General features: G+C 69.2%; 19 protein-coding genes. 12 read left to right on the top strand and 7 right to left on the bottom strand.

Features of this window, described 5'->3' with window-relative positions; genetic code table 11:
• Positions 1-712 (bottom strand): IclR family transcriptional regulator (locus ACHAA3_RS15790; protein ID WP_435710037.1); only part of this gene is annotated, 712 nt, incomplete at its 3' end.
• A gap of 88 nt (positions 713-800) precedes the next feature.
• On the opposite strand from ACHAA3_RS15790, the gene leuC reads away from it, so the two are divergent.
• From leuC to ACHAA3_RS15765, 5 genes are all read left to right on the top strand, one after another.
• Positions 801-2,222 carry a 3-isopropylmalate dehydratase large subunit gene (gene leuC, locus ACHAA3_RS15785; RefSeq protein WP_435710035.1) on the top strand — a complete coding sequence of 474 codons (1,422 nt, stop codon included), beginning with the start codon at positions 801-803 and terminating at the stop codon, positions 2,220-2,222.
• Positions 2,223-2,313: 91 nt separating this feature from the next.
• Entirely contained in the window at positions 2,314-2,913 is a 600-nt protein-coding gene (leuD, locus tag ACHAA3_RS15780) for a 3-isopropylmalate dehydratase small subunit (RefSeq protein ID WP_435710040.1), read from the top strand.
• 2 nt (positions 2,914-2,915) lie between these two features.
• Positions 2,916-3,377, top strand: coding sequence for a hypothetical protein (locus tag ACHAA3_RS15775; protein WP_435710033.1), 462 nt, complete (start codon positions 2,916-2,918; stop codon positions 3,375-3,377).
• 35 nt (positions 3,378-3,412) lie between these two features.
• Complete coding sequence (locus tag ACHAA3_RS15770) at positions 3,413-4,168, top strand: lysophospholipid acyltransferase family protein (RefSeq protein ID WP_435710032.1); 756 nt, start codon at positions 3,413-3,415, stop codon at positions 4,166-4,168.
• Entirely contained in the window at positions 4,168-5,163 is a 996-nt protein-coding gene (locus tag ACHAA3_RS15765; protein WP_435710030.1) for an NAD(P)H-dependent glycerol-3-phosphate dehydrogenase, read from the top strand. The genes ACHAA3_RS15770 and ACHAA3_RS15765 overlap by 1 nt, the downstream gene beginning before the upstream one ends.
• Positions 5,164-5,177: 14 nt before the next feature.
• Here ACHAA3_RS15765 and ACHAA3_RS15760 read toward each other — a convergent pair whose 3' ends face one another.
• Complete coding sequence (locus ACHAA3_RS15760; RefSeq protein ID WP_435710029.1) at positions 5,178-6,245, bottom strand: trans-sulfuration enzyme family protein; 1,068 nt, start codon at positions 6,243-6,245, stop codon at positions 5,178-5,180.
• Between the two features lie 35 nt (positions 6,246-6,280).
• On the opposite strand from ACHAA3_RS15760, the gene ACHAA3_RS15755 reads away from it, so the two are divergent.
• Complete coding sequence (locus tag ACHAA3_RS15755) at positions 6,281-7,387, top strand: D-alanine--D-alanine ligase family protein (protein WP_435710028.1); 1,107 nt, start codon at positions 6,281-6,283, stop codon at positions 7,385-7,387.
• A gap of 49 nt (positions 7,388-7,436) precedes the next feature.
• Here ACHAA3_RS15755 and ACHAA3_RS15750 read toward each other — a convergent pair whose 3' ends face one another.
• Positions 7,437-7,883 (bottom strand): DUF3515 domain-containing protein, encoded by a 447-nt coding sequence (locus ACHAA3_RS15750; protein WP_435710027.1) that lies wholly within the window; start codon positions 7,881-7,883, stop codon positions 7,437-7,439.
• 26 nt (positions 7,884-7,909) lie between these two features.
• Positions 7,910-8,176, bottom strand: coding sequence for an Lrp/AsnC family transcriptional regulator (locus ACHAA3_RS15745; RefSeq protein WP_435710026.1), 267 nt, complete (start codon positions 8,174-8,176; stop codon positions 7,910-7,912).
• Between the two features lie 86 nt (positions 8,177-8,262).
• Between ACHAA3_RS15745 and ACHAA3_RS15740 the strand changes: the two genes are divergently transcribed.
• Positions 8,263-9,234 carry a thiamine-phosphate kinase gene (locus ACHAA3_RS15740; protein ID WP_435710025.1) on the top strand — a complete coding sequence of 324 codons (972 nt, stop codon included), beginning with the start codon at positions 8,263-8,265 and terminating at the stop codon, positions 9,232-9,234.
• 8 nt (positions 9,235-9,242) lie between these two features.
• Here the strand turns inward: ACHAA3_RS15740 and ACHAA3_RS15735 are convergent, their stop codons facing one another.
• Both ACHAA3_RS15735 and rpmB read right to left on the bottom strand, forming a co-directional pair.
• Positions 9,243-10,712, bottom strand: a complete 1,470-nt coding sequence (locus tag ACHAA3_RS15735; RefSeq protein ID WP_435710024.1) for an amidase — start codon at positions 10,710-10,712, stop codon at positions 9,243-9,245.
• Complete coding sequence (gene rpmB / locus ACHAA3_RS15730; RefSeq protein WP_435710023.1) at positions 10,673-10,858, bottom strand: 50S ribosomal protein L28; 186 nt, start codon at positions 10,856-10,858, stop codon at positions 10,673-10,675. The genes ACHAA3_RS15735 and rpmB overlap by 40 nt, the downstream gene beginning before the upstream one ends.
• Before the next feature lie 173 nt (positions 10,859-11,031).
• On the opposite strand from rpmB, the gene ACHAA3_RS15725 reads away from it, so the two are divergent.
• From ACHAA3_RS15725 to coaD, 4 genes are read left to right on the top strand one after another with little or no spacing between them, the layout of a single operon-like run.
• On the top strand, positions 11,032-12,633 hold the full coding sequence (locus ACHAA3_RS15725; protein WP_435710021.1) for a DAK2 domain-containing protein: 1,602 nt from the start codon (positions 11,032-11,034) through the stop codon (positions 12,631-12,633).
• 51 nt (positions 12,634-12,684) lie between these two features.
• Positions 12,685-14,835, top strand: a complete 2,151-nt coding sequence (gene recG / locus ACHAA3_RS15720) for an ATP-dependent DNA helicase RecG (RefSeq protein WP_435710020.1) — start codon at positions 12,685-12,687, stop codon at positions 14,833-14,835.
• Positions 14,832-15,395, top strand: coding sequence for a 16S rRNA (guanine(966)-N(2))-methyltransferase RsmD (gene rsmD, locus ACHAA3_RS15715; RefSeq protein WP_435710018.1), 564 nt, complete (start codon positions 14,832-14,834; stop codon positions 15,393-15,395). Before recG ends, rsmD begins: the two co-directional genes overlap by 4 nt.
• 9 nt (positions 15,396-15,404) lie before the next feature.
• The gene (gene coaD / locus ACHAA3_RS15710; RefSeq protein ID WP_435710016.1) at positions 15,405-15,878 is read left to right on the top strand and encodes a pantetheine-phosphate adenylyltransferase; all 474 of its coding nucleotides are present in this window, start codon (positions 15,405-15,407) and stop codon (positions 15,876-15,878) included.
• A gap of 15 nt (positions 15,879-15,893) precedes the next feature.
• On the opposite strand, the gene dinB is transcribed toward coaD, so the two are convergent.
• Complete coding sequence (gene dinB / locus ACHAA3_RS15705) at positions 15,894-17,078, bottom strand: DNA polymerase IV (protein ID WP_435710015.1); 1,185 nt, start codon at positions 17,076-17,078, stop codon at positions 15,894-15,896.
• Positions 17,079-17,239: 161 nt separating this feature from the next.
• Here dinB and ACHAA3_RS15700 point away from each other — a divergent pair, with 161 nt between their 5' ends.
• Positions 17,240-17,770, top strand: a complete 531-nt coding sequence (locus tag ACHAA3_RS15700) for a YceD family protein (RefSeq protein WP_435710013.1) — start codon at positions 17,240-17,242, stop codon at positions 17,768-17,770.
• The last annotated feature ends 1 nt before the right edge of the window (position 17,771 follow it).

Here is a 17,771-nt window from a genome sequence, read left to right as displayed (position 1 = left end):
CCGAGCGGCGGAGCGTCTGACCCAGGCGTTCGGCCGCGGCAACGACGGCCGGGGCGTGCATGCGGCCGGGCTGGCGGGTCAGGCGCTCGAGCGGTCCGGAGACCGACACGGCGGCAACCACCTTGCCCGAGGGGGAGCGCACGGGTGCTGACACCGACCCGACGCCGTTCTCCCGCTCGCCCACGCTCTGGGCCCATCCGCGCCGTCGCACGGCGGACAGCTCTGCGGCGGAGAAAGTGGCCTTGAGGAGCCCTTTGTTCATGCGATCGGGATCCTCCCACGACAGCAGGACCTGCGCGGCAGAGCCGCCGCTCATCGCGAGCTGGCTGCCCACGGGGATCGAGTCCCGCAGGCCGGTGGGACGGTCCGCAGCAGCCACGCAGACCCGGAAGTCGCCCTGGCGACGGAACAGTTGGGCGGATTCACCCGTGATGTCACGCAGGCGGGCCAGCACCGGTCCGGCTGCTGCGAGCAGACGGTCCTCGCCGGCAGCGGCGGCGAGCTCGCCGAGGCGAGGACCGAGGATGAAGCGCCCCTGCATGTCGCGGGCCACGAGTCGGTGGTGCTCCAGGGCCACCGCCAGCCGGTGCGCCGTCGGGCGAGCCAGACCGGTGCTGGTCACCAGACTGGCCAGGGTGGCCGGGCCGGGCTCGAGAGCCGCGAGTACGAGTGCGGCTTTGTCGAGAACGCCGACTCCGCTAGAGTTGTCCATACCTTGATATTGCCGTATCGAATGCTGAGACGCAAGATGGTCGGAAGCACGGTGTATCGGGGTACGGGCTCGAGACGAGGAGAACACGATGGGCAAGACGTTGGCCGAGAAGGTCTGGGACGATCACGTCGTCCGCAGCCACGAGGGTGAACCCGATCTGTTGTTCATCGATCTTCACCTCATCCACGAGGTCACCAGCCCGCAGGCCTTCGACGGCCTGCGCCTGGCCGATCGCCCGGTGCGCCGTCCCGACCTGACGCTCGCCACCGAGGACCACAACATCCCCACCACCGACCTGGACAAGCCGATCGCCGATCTCGTGTCGCGCACCCAGGTCGAGACGCTGCGCCGCAACTGCGAGGAGTTCGGTGTTCGCTTGCACCCGATGGGCGACATCGACCAGGGCATCGTGCACGTCGTCGGTCCGCAGCTCGGGCTGACCCAGCCCGGCATGACGATCGTGTGCGGCGACTCCCACACCTCCACGCATGGCGCCTTCGGCTCGATCGCCTTCGGCATCGGCACGTCGGAGGTCGAGCACGTGCTCGCCACGCAGTCGCTGTCGCAGGCCCGGCCCAAGATGATGTCCGTCGAGGTCGTGGGCGACCTGCCGGCTGGTTCCACCGCCAAGGACCTGATCCTGGCGCTCATCACGCAGGAGAGCACCGGAGGCGGCCAGGGCTACATCGTGGAGTACCGCGGCGACGCCATCCGAGCGCTGTCGATGGAAGCGCGCATGACGATCTGCAACATGTCCATCGAGTGGGGCGCCAAGGCGGGCCTCATCGCGCCTGACCAGACCACCTACGACTACCTGCAGGGTCGCCCGAGCGCCCCCACGGGGACGGACTGGGACGAGGCGGTCGCGTACTGGGACAGCCTCGTCACCGACGACGACGCCCAGTTCGACAAGTCCATCACGATCGACGCCACGCAGGTCACACCGTTCGTCACCTGGGGCACCAACCCCGGCCAGGGCGTCGCGCTCTCGGGCCGCGTCCCGCACCCGGCCTCGTTCGAGGACGACAACGAGCGGGTCGCCGCCGAGAACGCCCTGACCTACATGGGCCTCGAGGCCGGCACCCCGATGAAGGAGATCCCCGTGGACACGGTCTTCATCGGATCGTGCACCAACGGACGCATCGAGGACCTGCGTGTCGCCGCAGATCTCATCAAGGGCCACACCGTCGCCGCCGACACCCGGATCCTGGTCGTGCCGGGGTCCGTCCGCGTTCGACTGCAGGCCGAGGCCGAGGGTCTCGACGCCATCTTCAAGGACGCTGGCGCCGAGTGGCGCGGAGCGGGCTGTTCGATGTGCCTGGGCATGAATCCCGACCAGCTGATGGTGGGGGAGCGCGCCGCCTCGACGTCCAACCGCAACTTCGAGGGCCGTCAGGGCAAGGGAGGACGCACCCACCTCGTGTCGCCTGACGTCGCGGTGGCCACCGGCATCTTCGGCCACCTGGCTGGTCCGGCCGATCTCGCCGAACTGACGAAAGCAGGCAGCTGATCATGCGTACGCAAGCTCTGCACCGAGACCAGTCCTCGAAGGCGCTGGTCTCCCCGACGAGTGCGACCAGCTCGAACGAAAGGCGATGACCATGGACAAGTTCGTCCAGCATTCCGGTGTCGGGGCGCCGCTGCGGCGCAGCAATGTCGACACCGACCAGATCATTCCTGCGGTGTGGCTCAAGAAGGTCACGCGCGACGGTTTCGAGGAGGGTCTGTTCTCGGCCTGGCGCAGCGATCCGAGCTTCGTGCTGAACCAGGAGGCGTTCTCGAACGCGACCGTGCTCGTGGCCGGTCCGGACTTCGGCACCGGATCGTCGCGTGAGCACGCTGTCTGGGCGCTGCAGAACTATGGCTTCAAGGCCGTCATCTCGCCGCGCTTCGGTGACATCTTCCGCGGCAACTCCGGCAAGGCCGGACTGCTGGCTGCCGAGGTCGACGACAAGGTCGTGCAGCGCCTGTGGGACCACCTCGACGCCAACCCCGGGGCGAGCATCACGGTCGACCTGGAGTCGCGCACCGTCAAGGCCGGGGACGGCGTCGACGCGATCGAGGACTCCTTCACGATCGACGACTACACCCGCTGGCGTCTGCTCGAGGGCCTCGACGACATCGCGATCACCCTGAGCCACGGCGAGGACATCAACCACTACGAGTCGGCGCGACCGTCGTTCAAGCCGGCCACCCTCTGACGATGGTGCGGAAGCACGCCGTCGAGCAGGTCAGCCTCGTCGCTGCGCCGGTCGACGCCGTGTGGCAGCGGGTCACGTCCTTCGACGGCATCCGCGACGAGCTGGGTCCGTGGATGTCCATGTCGATCCCTCGCGGTGCCGATCATCTCGACGTGACCACGGTGCCGCTGGGCGATCCGATCGGCCGGTCCTGGATCACCCTGTTCGGTGTCATCCCCGTCGACTACGACGACCTCACGATCGTCGCCGTGGAGCCGGGGCGGTCCTTCCACGAGCGGTCCACGATGCTGAGCGCATCGCGGTGGGAGCACCAGCGGGTCCTGACACCGGTGGGAGGGCGGACGCAGGTGCACGACCGCCTGACCTTCGTGTCGCGGCTTCCCTTCGGTGGGGCGTTGCACGCGGTGGTCGTGCGACGGCTCTTCGCCCACCGGCACCGCCGGCTCGCTCGCCACTTCGCCTGACACCGACCGAGGGTCGGCGCAGCTAGTCTGGGCCGATGCAGCACCGTCCCATCCCGCGCGCCATCCGCGGGTTCGCCTTCTTCGTCCGGCCGTGGGTGATGGTGCTGATGAAGCGTGACTGGCAGGGCGCCGAGAACCTGCCCACCGAGGGCGGGTACGTGCTGGCCCCAAATCACGTCTCGCACATCGATCCGGTGCTGGTCGGTCACTTCATGATCGACCACGACCTGCCGCCACGATTTCTCGCGAAGGACGGCCTGTTCGACGTGCCGCTGCTCGGCCGCCTGATGCGTGCCGCGCAGCAGATTCCCGTGTATCGCACCAGCACAGGAGCCGGACACGAAGCCCTGGGAGCCGCCGTGGCCGCCGTCGAGGCAGGCGAGGTGATCATCGTCTACCCCGAGGGCACGATCAGCCGCGATCCCGGCGGCTGGCCCATGAGCGGTCGCTCGGGCGCCGCGCGCATCGCGCTGACCACCGGCCGGCCGTTGATCCCGATGATGCAGTCCGGGGCCCAGGAGATCCTGCGGCCCTACACGAAGTGGCCCAGGCTCTTCCCGCGCAAGACCATCCGCATCCGCGTCGGACCTGCGGTGGACCTGTCCGATCTCGAGGGTCAGCCGCTCACCGAGGAGCTGCTCGATCGTGCCACCGACCGGCTGATGGACGTGCTGACTGCCATGATGGCCGAACTGCGCGGTGAGCTGCCGACCAGTCCGCGCATCGACGTGCGCAGCCTGCGCAGCCGGTCGAGCACCGATCATTCGAGTACAGGGAGCCTGGAGGGCTGATGGCACAGATCGCCGTGATGGGAGCAGGGTCGTGGGGCACCGCCTTCGCCCTCGTGCTGGCTGACGCCGGCAACGAGGTCCGGATGTGGGGCCGCCGAGCCGAGGTGTGCGAAGCGATCAACACCACGCACCAGAATCCCGACTACCTGGCCGGCATCGAGCTGCCCGACTCGATCACCGCCACCCCCGACGCGGCCGCAGCGCTCGACGGCGCCGAGATGGTCGTGCTGGCCGTCCCCTCGCAACAGCTGCGCACCAACCTGGAGGTGTGGGCCGAGCACCTCCCCGAGCGGGCGGTGCTGATCAGCCTGATGAAGGGAGTCGAGCTCGGCACCCACCTGAGGATGAGCGAGGTCATCGCCGCGCTCACCGGAGCCGGGCCCGAGCGCATCGCGGTGGTCTCAGGGCCCAACCTGGCCCGCGAGATCGCCCAGCGCGAACCCGCCGCCAGCGTCGTGGCCTGCGAGGTCGAGCACGTCGCGCGCCGGGTGCAGGAGGCCTGCCACACTGCGTCCTTCCGTCCGTACACCAACACCGACGTGATCGGGTGTGAGCTGGCCGGCACGACCAAGAACGTCATCGGACTGGCGGTCGGCGTCGCGGTCGGCCTCGGCTACGGCGACAACTCCAAGGCCTCGATCATCACCCGGGGCCTGGCCGAAGCGGCGCGGCTCGGCGTGGCGATCGGTGCCGATCCGCAGACCTTCATGGGCCTGGCCGGAATGGGCGATCTCGTGGCCACCTGCTCGTCACCGCTGTCGCGCAATCGTTCCTTCGGGGAGAAGCTCGGCCGCGGGATGAGCGTCGAGGAGGCCGCGAGCGAGACCCGGCAGGTCGCCGAGGGCGTCAAGTCCTGCCGGTCGATCAGCGAGCTCGCCGCGATGCACGGGGTCGAGATGCCGATCGTCGAGCACGTGGCCGCCCTGGTCGCCGGCACCATGACGCCGTCCGAGCTCGTCGACGCGATGATCGCGCGCAAGGCCCGCCCGGAGTAGCTAGCCCGGAGCCCCTAGCTCAGGGCCGCCAAGCACTCGGTGATGTCGGCCCAGATGTCCTCGACGTCCTCGATGCCGACCGACAGCCGGATCAGTCCCTCGGGCACGTCGAGAGGTTCGGCAGGCAGGCGGCGCCGGCGCTCCCAGGTGGACTCGACCCCACCGAGACTCGTGGCGTGCACCACGATGTTGCCGGTGCGGGTCAGCGTCTCGGCCGCCTCGGGGCCCGCTGTCAGCTCGAAGGCGATGATGGTGCCGAAGCCCGGGTACCGCGCGTACGAGACCTGGTCGGAGCGGGAGAGCCGAGCGTGCAGCTCGGCGGCGTTGGCCTCGGCACGATCAAGACGCACGGCGAGGGTGCGAATGCCCCGGGCCGCCAGAAAGGTCTCGAACGCGCCGGGGATGGCTCCCATCAGGCTGCGTCGCTGGGCGATCAGATCGTGGGCGCGGTCGTCGTTGGTCACGACGGCTCCCAGGATCAGGTCGCTGTGCCCGGACAACAGCTTGGAGACCGAGTGCACGACGAAGTCGGCGCCGTGCTCGAGCGGCCGCTGGCGCAGGGGAGTGGCGAAGGTGTTGTCGACGCAGACCGCGGTCCCGGCACGGTCCGCCGCGGCCCCGATGGCCCCGAGGTCGGCGAGCTTGAGCTCGGGATTGGTCGGCGTCTCGATCCACGCCAGGTCGGCGGCCTCGACTGCCGCCACCGTCGCCTCGGTGTCATCGATGTCCACCAGGTTCAGCTCGATGAAACCGCGCTTGGCCCGGTCGTGGAGCAGGTTCAGGCTTCCGGCGTAGGCGCCTCGAGGCGCCATCACGATCCCGCCCAGCGGCACCAGATCGAGCACCGCGGAGACCGCGGCGACGCCCGAGGCGAAGGCGAGGGCACGTCCACCCTCCAGATCGCCGAGCACCTGCTCGAAGGAGTCCCACGTCGGATTGCCGAACCGGGCGTACTCGGTCGGCCCGTCGGGAATCAGTGCGCTCGCCATCGTGATGGGCGCATTCATCGGACGCCCCGGCTCGCGTGGCGGCCGTCCGGAGGCGACAGTGATCGTGGAGGGAGACAGCTCGCGTCCGGTCATGATCCATTGTCATCACGGCGGTAGGGTGCTGAGCAATGAGCAACGTCATATCCGGGGCCACCGATCCGTCCGAGCCGATCCGATCCACACCCCGACTCGTGGTCCTGTTCGGCGGACGCAGCAGTGAGCACGGCGTCTCGTGCCTGACCGCCCGCCAGGTGCTGGCCGTCATCGATCACGACCGGTACGACGTCCGGCCGGTCGGCATCACCCGCGACGGCCGCTGGGTGCGCGAGAGCGCTGAGTGGCCAGAGCTGGCGCCGGGCACGTTGCCCGAGGTGCGCAGTGATCTGCCGGAGTTCGCCTGGGACGAGCTGCGCGACGCCGACGTGGTGTTCCCGTTGCTGCACGGACCATGGGGCGAGGACGGCACGGTGCAGGGTCTGCTGGAGATGGCCGATGTCCGCTACGTCGGCGCCGGAGTCCTGGCCAGCTCGGTGGGCATGGACAAGCCCTTCACCAAGACGGTCTTCGCGACCGCGGGCCTGCCGCAGCTGCCGCACGTCACGATCATGCCGTGGCAGTGGAGCACTACCGTCTCTGACAAGGAGCGCCAGCGCAGCGAGGACCGCATCCGCGCGCTCGGGCTGCCCGTGTTCGTCAAGCCCGCCCGAGCCGGATCGAGCTCCGGCGTCACGATGGTCGAGTCCTGGGACGTCCTCGACGCCGCCGTGGTCGAGGCCCGGCGGCACGATCCCAAGGTGATCATCGAGGCCGCGGCCCGCAACAAGCGCGAGCTCGAGTGCGGAGTCATCCAAGGGCCGGACGGCATCCCGGTCGCGAGCGTCGTGGGGGAGATCGTGGTCGACGACACCGCTGACCACGAGTTCTACGACTTCGAGGCCAAGTACCTCGACGGCTCGGGCCAGATGGCGATTCCCGCAGACCTGTCGCCCACCCTCAGTGATCGCATCCGCGCCTACGCCGTGCAGGCCTTCGAGGCGATCGGGGCCGAGGGGCTGGCGCGCGTCGACTTCTTCGACACCGACGACGGTCTGGTCATCAACGAGATCAACACGATGCCCGGTTTCACACCGTTCTCGATGTTTCCCCAGCTGTGGGAGGCGACCGGCGTGCCCTACGCCGAGCTCGTCGAGCGCCTCATCTCGCTGGCGCAGGCGCGCGACACCGGCTTGCGCTGATCGACTCTGCGCTGGTCGACCCTGCGCTGGTGGACCCTGCGCTGGTGGACTACACGCAGGGCTCGACGTCCCTGGTCATCGCCTTGACCAGGTCCCCGACGTCGATCAGCGCGGCGCCGGCGGGCTCGTAGTCCGACGGCACCTCCATGCTGACGTTGGGGTTGCGTCCGATCGTGGTGAACAGCTGGGCGCCGTCCTCGTCCTCGGTGAACCAGCCGACACCGTCGACGTCATCGCATCGTGAGGTCGGCAGCAGCGACTCGGGCTGCGTCACCCCGCAGCGCAAGGTGATGCGGGGGTCGCCCCAGGCCGCCACGCGTGGGCTGTCGACCGGGGTCGACGCCTCCTCGAGCACGGCGTCCGGGGCCGCGTCGATCAGGGCCTGGCACGACGAACCGGTGCCCGCTTCGGTCTCGAAGTCGTAGGGGCCGGCGGAACAACCGCCCAGCACCCCGATCGCGGCCACGGCGATCGCCGAGGTGAGGAAGGAACGCACGTCACCAGAACCGATCGACGGCGACGTCAGAGCTTGACGACCGGGCAGGTGAGCGTGCGGGTGATGCCGGGGACCTTCTGGATGCGCGAGACGACCAGCGTCCCGAGCTCGTCGACCGACGGGCCCTCGGCGTGCGCGATGACGTCGTAGGGGCCGGTGACATCCTCCGCACGGGTGACGCCCTGGACCTCGCAGATCGCACGGGCCACCTCAGCGGCCCTGCCGACCTCGGTCTGTACCAGGATGTAGGCCTCGACCGACATCATCGCCTCCTCGCGCGGATCCACCCGCATGGGTCGCGTGCCTCGTGCACGACTGGGCTCAACCTACCCGATGTGGCGCCGTGAACCCGTGCGGGCCGTGGGGGACAATGGCACACATGGTCACCGGCAATCCGCATCCGCAGACGACCGATTCGCAGACTCTGGGTGAGCTCGGTGAATTCGGACTGATCGATCTCGTGGCTCGTCAGCTCGGGACGAGCCCTCTGGTGCTGATCGGTCCCGGCGACGATGCCGCTCACGTCGCGACCGGCCCGAGCGGCACGCTGATCTCCACCGATCTGTTGATCGAGGGACGACACTTCCGACGTGACTGGTCCAGCGCCTACGAGATCGGACGCAAGGCCGCCGCCTGCAACCTGTCCGACATCAACGCGATGGGCGGAACGGCCACGGCACTCACCGTCGGCTTCGGTGCGCCCGCGGATCTGCCCGTGGAGTGGGCCGTGGACATGATCCGCGGATTCGAGGAGGAGGCCGCGTCAGTCGGCGCCCACGTCGTGGGGGGCGACATCACGTCTGCGGACTTCATCGTGCTCGGGATCAGCGTGATCGGCGAGGCCGATCCCATCGTGCGACGGACGGGCGCCGCTCCCGGTGACCTGGTCGCCGTCACGGGTCCCATGGGCCTGGCTGGTGCCGGTTTCGCCGCGCTGAGCCGCGGGTTCCGGTCGCCCAAGGCGGCCGTCGACGCTCATCGTGTCCCGGCGCCGCCGTACGCACAAGGCCCCGCAGCCGCGTTGGCGGGAGCCTCAGCCATGACCGACATCAGTGACGGCTTGCTGGCCGACCTCGGACACGTCGCGGCCGCCAGCGGGGTCGCGATCGACATCGACCCCACGGCATTCCAGGTCGTCGAGGCAGTCGGAACGGTCGCCGAGGCCCTGCAGATCGACCCGATGATGTTCGTGCTGACAGGTGGCGACGACTACGGCCTCGCGGCCACGTTCGCACCCAGCACACCGATCCCCGACGGGTGGACGGTCGTGGGCTCGGCCGGTGCGGGATCGTCGGTCACCGTGGCGGGCGCCCCGTTCGACGGTGCCCCCGGCCACCAGCACTGGCGCTGAGACCGCGCTCAGCTCCAGATCGTGCGGAACGGGCGCGCGGCCTCGAGCTCGTAGGCGAGCTCGAGCAGGGTTTGCTCGTCACCGTGCAGCGCCGAGAAGTGCACGCCGACCGGCAGACCGGTCGACGACGTGCCCAACGGCAGGGAGAGCGCGGGGCTGCCCGACGCGTTGTTGACCGGGGTGAAGGCGGCGTAGCGGATGAGTCGTTCGAGGTGCTCCTCGAATCCGACCGAGGGATTGAGGACCCCCAGCTCAGGAGTCACGAATCCCAGGGTGGGGGAGACGATGAGATCGATCGACGCTTCGGCGAACGTGTTCGAGTAGTACTGCTCGGACCGCTTCAGGGTGCGCAGCGCCAACGGGGTGCGCCACGCCTGACGCCAGAACATCGTGGCCAGGCCGCGGGTCAGCGCATCGGTGCGTGACCGGTCGAAGGCGGGGTCGTGCATGACCGTCTTGCCGAAGCGTTGTGTCGCGAAGGCGAGCATGGCCCAGTAGTGCTTGAACGCCGAGGCGAAATGTTGGTCGACCGGCAGCGGGACCTCGACCACGTCGTGGCCCAGCGCGGTGAGCAGATCGACCGTCTCGAGGACGGCAACTCGACTGTCTGTGTCAGGAGGACCTGAGACCGAGTCGATGATGAGGCCGATCCGCAGGCGGCGATCAGCGGCGTGCTCGACCAGGCCCAGTGGTGGGAGGTCGGCAGCTGGGGCGAACTGCTGGGTGCTGGCCAGGAAGTGGGCTGTGTCGCGGACGGTGCGGGTCAGGACGCCGTTGGAGACGATGTCGACCGGGAGCGTCTTCGACTCGGCCGCCGGGACGACACGCCCCCGGGTCGGCTTGAGACCGACGAGCCCGCAGGCGGCAGCCGGGATGCGGATGGATCCGCCGCCGTCGTTGCCGTGCGCGATGGGGAGGGCGCCGGAGGCCACGAGCGCGGCCGAACCACCCGAGCTTCCGCCGGCGGAACGGGCCGGATCCCATGGATTGCGGGTGGGGGCGATCGTCTGGTACTCGGTGGAGCCGTTGAACCCGAACTCCGGCATGGTCGACGTGCCCAGCACGATCAGACCCGAGCTGCGGAGCTGTCGGGTGAAGGGGGCGTCGGCCCCGGCGGGGATGGAGGACATGGCCAGGGACCCGTGACCGGTCGGCAGGCCTGCCACGGCGGTGTTGTCCTTGATGATGGACGGAACGCCCGACAGTCGGCCCGGGGGCGGGTGCAGGGAGTGCTCGAGCGCTCGCTCGTAGTCGGCGTGCTGCACCGCGTTGAGCACGTCGTTGACGTTCTCGATGCGGGCGATGGCCGCTTCGGTCGCCTCGCGTGAGCTGATGACACCGGTGGAAATGGCTTCGGCGACCCCGACAGCGTCGAGGTCGCCGAGTGCATCATCTCCATGGGCGTGCACCGCATGGCTGCTGTCGGAGGCGTGCGGGTTCAGCGTGAAACCTTGCCCGCCTTCAAGCAACCGGTGCACACGTTCATTCGCTGGGGCGTACCGCCGACGACGGCGCGCACACGCTGGATGTTGGGGTCAAAACGACGCTTGGTGCGTCGGTGCGAGTGGGAGACTGCGTGGCCGAAGCCAGGTCCCTTGCCGCACACGTCACATACCGCTGCCACGGCTACTCCTGAGAAAGTGAGACGAAATAGAGAAACTCGGGTGTCGCGGACATCAAGCCCTCCGACGACAACCGCTCAAGAATAGCCGACAGGTCCCGCTTGGCGCGAATCGGTCTGACCCACCGCCGTGACCTGCGCCGTCGGCGGGTGTGCTGGGCGATAACCTCGGGCACATGGCTCTGGCACTCGACGCGACCGCGTTCCGCGCGTGGACGCAGCTGTGCGCCGATGCCCTGTCGGCGACTCGAGCGGAGATCGACGCCCTCAACGTGTTCCCCGTGCCGGACAGCGACACCGGCACCAACGCGTTCTTGACCTTCGCCGCCGGCGCCGAGGCCGTGGCCGGCCTTCCGGCCGAGACCGAGCTCCCTGACCTGATTCGCGCCTACACCGATGGTCTGCTCACCGGTGCCAAGGGCAACTCCGGTGTCATCTTGTCGCAGCTGGTCCGCGCCTGCTTCCGTTCCTTGCCGATCGGTGGGCGCATCTCGTCGGCCGATGTGGCGCTGTCCTTCGTCCACGCCTCCGACGCCGCCTACGCAGCGGTCGGTGAGCCGGTCGAGGGCACCATCTTGACGGTGGCGCGCGCCGCCGCCGACGGGGCGCAGCGCACCGCAGCCGCCTTTGGCGAGTCGACGACGTCCGACGACGGACGCTCGGTGTTCAACAGCGCGGCCGACGCCGCCCGCGAGGCATTGGAGTGCACACCCCAGCAGATGGAGCGCCTTGCACGGGCCGGCGTCGTCGACGCCGGAGGCCGGGCCCTGGTCGTCGTGCTCGACGCGACCGGACAGGCGCTGACGGGCCGGCTTCCTCAACCGATCACCGCGCGCCTTCCCGTGCCGAACACCAGCGGCGACGATCTTGATCCGCACGGCCCCTCGTACGAGGTCATGTACCTGCTGGAGGCCGACGATGACGCGATCACCGGACTGCGGGCGGCTCTGGCGCCCCTGGGGGACTCGTTGGTCGTGGTCGGTGGGGACCGGCTCTGGAACGTCCATGTCCACGTGGACGACGTGGGCGCCGCGATCGAGGCGGGTCTGACCGCGGGTCGTCCGTACCGGATCGCGGTCACGCACTTCGCCGAGCAGATCGCACGTCGGCCGCGTGACGGTCGAGCCGTGATCGTCGCCACCACGGGGGACGGTCTGTCGGGTCTGTGTCGCGAGTCCGGTGCCGTGGCCCTGGAGTTCACGCGCGATGAACCGTTGTCCTCGGCGCAGATGGCCGCGGCTCTGTCCGACGCCAGCGCCGACGAGGTCATCGTGCTGCCCAACAACCCCCGCTACGTGAAGCTGTTCGAGGCGGCGGCGCAGGCCGCTCGACACGACGGGATCAGGGTCGCCGTGATCCCCACCCACGCCCAGGTGCAGGGCCTCGCGGCCCTGGCTGTGCACGATCCGGGACTGGGTTTCGACGAGGCCGTCGTCGCCATGTCCAGTGCCGCAGCCCATGCTCAGCACGGTGCCGTCACGCTCGCCACCGAGCCGGGCATGACGATGGTCGGTCCCTGTGAGGCTGGCGATGTGCTGGGTGTGGTCTCCGGCGACTTTGCCGTGGTCGGACGCGACATCGCGCAGGTCGCCGGAGACGTGCTCGAGGCGCTGCTGTCCCCGTCGGCCGAGATGGTCACGATCGTGCTCGGTGAGGGCGGGGACGCTGCGGTCGAGCAGCAGATCCAGGCCTACCTGCGCGCGCATCGCCCGGACGTCGACCTGGTGGTCTACGACGGCGGCCAGGAAAACTACCCGCTGTTCCTCGCTGTCGAATGAGGGCCATCGAACGAGGAGCCGTCGAGTGAGGGGCGATGGAGTGATCAGGCCGTGGTGAATCTGTCGACCAAGCTGTCGACCGCGGTGGGAGACAAGTCGGCCAAGCCGCTGCAGAAGGCATTCGGCCTGCACACGGTCGAGGACCTGCTGCGGCACTACCCGCGGCGCTATGCCGAGATCGGCCAGCCCACCGACCTGTCGGCGCTGCAGGTCGGCCAGCACGTCACGGTGCTCGCCGAGGTCGTTCAGGCGACGGTCATCCCGTTCAGGAACCAGCCGCGACGGAGTCGCACCGAGGTCGTCGTCACCGACGGGACCGACCGCCTCTCCCTGACCTTCTTCCAGAGGCCGTGGCTGCCCAAGGTCATGACGCCCGGCAGCACCGGCCTGTTCTCCGGTGTGGTCGGCGTCTTCAACCAGCAGCTGCAGCTGGCCAATCCCGACTTCGAGATGTTCGACGACACCGGCGACGTCTCGGCATCGCGGTTGGCGCGCGGTGTGCTGCCGATCTACCCGGCGACCGCCAAGATGGCGTCCTGGTCGATCGAGCGGGCCGTCGCCCAGTGCCTGGACACGATCGGCGACCTGGCGGACCCCCTCCCTGAGGAGGTGCGAGCTGCGCACGGCCACCTCGAGGTGCGTGCCGCCTTCGAGGCGATCCATCGTCCGCGCAGCATCGCCGAAGCCACGGTGGCGCGCGACCGCTTCCGGTTCGAGGAGGCGTTCGTGGTGCAGACCGTGTTCGCGCAGCGGCGGCACGCGATCGAGCAGCAGCGTGCTGACACCCGGGCCCCGGTCACGGGGGGTCTGCGGGACCGCTTCTCGGGGTTGCTGCCCTTTCAGCTCACTGCAGGCCAGGAAGCGGTCGCGGCCGAGATCGCCGAAGACCTGGCCCAGAGCCGGCCGATGCACCGGCTCCTGCAGGGAGAGGTCGGGTCGGGCAAGACCATCGTGGCGCTGCTGTCGATGCTGCAGGTCGTCGATGCTGGGGCGCAGGCGGCGTTGCTGGCACCCACCGAGGTGCTGGCGGCGCAGCACTACCGCAGCATCACCGCCCAGCTCGGCGATCTGGCCAAGGGCGGGATGCTCGGGGGTGCCGACGGCGCGACCCGGGTGCGGCTGCTGACCGGATCGATGGGGGCCAAGGCCCGCAACGCATCCTTGCTGGACGCAGCGTCGGGGGAGGCCGGCATCGTGATCGGCACCCATGCGCTCATCCAGGACCATGTGCAGTTCGCTGAGCTGGGACTTCTCGTGGTCGACGAGCAGCACCGCTTCGGCGTCGAGCAACGAGCGGCTCTGGTGGATCGGGCCGAGGTCACCCCGCACGTGCTGGTGATGACGGCCACCCCCATCCCGCGCACGATCGCGATGTCGGTGTTCGGAGACCTCGAGGTCTCGACCCTGTCCGAGCTGCCCGCGGGTCGCCAGCCCATCCAGACCACGGTCGTGCCGGCCACGCAGCGCCCGGCCTGGCTGGATCGGGCCTGGGAACGAGTCCGCGAAGAGGTGGCACGGGGGCGTCAGGCGTACGTCGTGGTCTCGCGCATCGGCTCGGAGGACGTGAGCGGCCCGAGCGCCGCCGAGAGCGAGACCAGGTCGCTCGTGCAGGTGCACGACGACCTGGTGGCGGGCCCGCTGGCTGACCTGCGCGTCGAGTCCCTGCACGGACGCATGGCTGCGGACGACAAGGATCGCGTCATGCGAACGTTCGGTGCCGGCGAGATCGACGTTCTCGTGGCCACGACGGTCGTGGAGGTGGGGGTCGACGTCCCGAACGCCACCGTGATGGTGGTGATGGACGCGGACCGCTTCGGCATGTCCCAGCTGCACCAGCTGCGTGGTCGCGTGGGCCGCGGATCCGAGGCGGGCCTGTGCCTGCTGATCACCGACATCGACGCTGACTCACCCGCCGTCGAGCGTCTGGCCGCAGTGGCCTCGACGACCGACGGCTTCGAGCTGTCGCGGCTCGATGCAGAGCTGCGTCGTGAGGGTGATGTCCTGGGTGCCCGCCAGTCCGGGATGCGCTCGAGCCTGCGTCTGCTGTCGGTGGTGCGTGACGGCGAGATCATCGAGCAGGCGCGCACGATCGCGTCCGCGGTGGTCGAGCAGGATCCGCAGCTGGCCTCGCACCCGACCCTGGCCGCAGCAGTTGGGGCCCTCGAGGCGACTGAGGCCGCCGACTACTTGGAGCGCACGTGACCCGCATCATCGCCGGCGCCTGCGGTGGGCGCCGGCTCGAGACGCCCCAGGGCGACGGCACCCGACCCACGTCCGACCGGGTGCGGGAATCCTTGTTCTCGTCGTTGGAGTCCGAGCTGGGCGGGTTCGACGGTCTGCGGGTGCTCGACCTGTTCGCCGGGTCGGGGGCCCTGGGGTTGGAGGCGCTGTCGCGCGGGGCCGCCTCGGCAGTCCTCGTGGAGTCCGATCGCCGCGCCGTCGCCGCGATCCGCAGCAACATCAGGTCTCTCGGCCTGACAGGTGCCGCGGTCGAGCCGGTCAGGGCGGAGGTCTTCGTCGCACGTGCGGACGACCTGGCCTTCGACCTGGTCTTCCTCGACCCTCCGTACGCGGTCTCGACCGAGGTGGTGGCGGGGCTGGTCGGGGCGCTGCAGCGGCACGCGGCGCGGCAGGCGTTGTTCGTCGTCGAGCGCGCGACGCGCGATGGGTTCACCTGGCCCGAGGACGTCGAGGCGTTGCGTCACAAGAAGTACGGCGAGACCACGCTTTGGTACGGTCACCCTCGTGGCTACGGGCAATAGGATCCTGACATGACCAGTGTCGTGTGCCCCGGTTCCTTCGACCCGGTGACCAACGGACACCTCGACATCTTCGAACGAGCGGCGCGCCTGTTCGACGAGGTCACCGTCGCTGTTCTCGTCAACGAGAACAAGCAGGGCCTGTTCAGCATCGAGGAGCGCATCGAGCTGCTCGACGAGGCCACGGCGCACCTTCCCAACGTCCGCACGGCGTCGTTCAAGGGCCTGCTCGTCGACTTCTGCGTCGCCCACGACATCGATGCGATCGCCAAGGGCCTGCGCGCGGTCACCGACTTCGACTACGAGCTGCAGATGGCGCAGATGAACGGCAGCCTCACCGACGTCGACACCGTGTTCATCCCCACCTCGCCGGAGTGGTCGTACCTCGCCTCCAGCCTGGTCAAGGAGGTCGCCAAGCACGGCGGCGACGTGTCGGCGCTGGTGCCCCCGGCCGTGCTGAGTCGTCTGACCGAGAAGTACGCCTGAGACGTACGCCTCGGCTCAGTCGGGCAGGATCGGCTGGCCCTCGCGATCGTCGTGGCTGAGCTGAACGGCGCGACGCACGGCGCCGGATCCGAACTTCTGGCGGACGGCGTCGATGGTGTCGTCGAGGGTGGGATCGGGAGCATCGTCGATCGGCAGCGAGAGCTGCGCTGGCTGGTCGTCCAGCGACCCCACCGACACTCCGATCAGGGTGCAGCCGCGCCGCTCGATCTCGGGCCACCGGGTGCGCAGCAGGCCACGCGCCACGGTGAGGACCTCGCCGGTGTGGGCCGTGGGCCGGGGGAGGGTGCGCGCAGTCGTGGAGCGGGTGAAGTCGTCGAAGCGCAGGCGCACCGTGATGGTGCTTCCGGTGCGGCCGACCGCGCGCATGCGGCGGGTGACCCGGTCGACCAGGGCGAGCAGCGCGACGTCGAGCGCCTGCAGGTCGTGCGGGCCGCGCCCGATGGCGTGCTGAGCGCCCATCGACGATCGACGGTTCCCCACCTGGACGGTGCGCGGATCCCGGCCCTGGCTCAGGGCATGCAGGTGCCGACCCGCCCCGCCGCCGACGAGGTGCACCAGCTCGACCTCCAGCAGCTTCGACAGGTCGCCGACCGTGGCGAGCCTGGCCGTGTGCAGCTTGGCGGCCGTGACCTTGCCGACACCCCACAGTCGTTCGACCGGCAGGGCATGCAGGAACTCGAGCTCTTTCTCGATGGGCACCACGAGCAGCCCCTCGGGCTTGGACTCGGCACTGGCGATCTTGGCCAGGTACTTGGTGCGGGCCACTCCGACCGAGATGGGTAGGCCGACCCGCTCGCGCACGTCGAGGCGCAGCTGCTGGGCGATCGCCGAAGGTGCTCCCCGCAGGCGACGCAGGCCACCCACCTCGAGAAACGCCTCGTCGATCGACACGCCCTCGACCATCGGGGTGGTGTCGGCAAACACCTCGAAGACGGCGCGGCTGGCCTCGGTGTAGGTGCTGAACCGCGCCGGCACCACGATCGCCTGGGGACACAGGATCCGAGCCTGACGTCCGTTCATGGTGGTGTGGACGCCGAACGCCTTGGCCTCGTAGCTGGCTGCCAGCACCACACCGCCGCCCACGATCACCGGCCGCCCGCGCAACGAGGGGTCGTCGCGGATCTCGACGGAGGCAAAGAACGAGTCGAGATCGGCGTGCAGCACCGTCCCTTCCGTCATCGCCTGAGTCTGTCACCCCGGACCGACAACCATCCGGTGTGACGGTGGATCTGGGACCTTCTTGGGGTTCAGGAGGGAGCGATTAGGCCGGCCGTGACGGTCCGCGATACAGTGACTCTCGGCCTGCTTGCAGGTCGATGATCAATCGCGCACCTGAATGGATGGGCACTGTGCAATCGGGACCTCTGGTCGTCGACACCCGTGGATGGGGTCGCCAACCCGGCAACGAGCGCACCGTCGACCTGTCCGTGCAGGCGCCGAAGGGTCTGGGGCATGACGTCTACGGCGTGCCCGAGGGATCCACGATCACCCTGGAATTTCGGTTCGAGGCGATCATGGAAGGTATCCTGGCGACAGGATCAGCCTCGGCACAGGTGACCGGAGAATGCGTGCGGTGCCTGGATGAGATCGGTGAAGACCTCACGATCGACCTCCAGGAGCTGTTCTTGTTCGAGGGCGCCACCGAGGACGACCATGCAGTCGAGGACGACATGATCGACCTCGAACCCGCCCTGCGGGAGGCAGTGCTCCTGGCACTGCCGCGAGACCCGTGGTGTGGTCCGGACTGTCCGGGATTGTGCCCCGAATGTGGGGCGCGGCTCGCGGATGATCCAGAACACACGCACGGCGAGGCGATCGACCCCCGGTGGGCGACCCTCAGCCAGCTGACAGACACAGAACCCGAGGAGTAAT

Source organism: Aeromicrobium sp. CF3.5 (assembly GCF_051262695.1).
Classification (GTDB): domain Bacteria; phylum Actinomycetota; class Actinomycetes; order Propionibacteriales; family Nocardioidaceae; genus Aeromicrobium.
The sequence above is the reverse complement of the archived record's forward strand: the minus strand, read 5'-3'. Positions and strand labels throughout refer to the sequence as shown.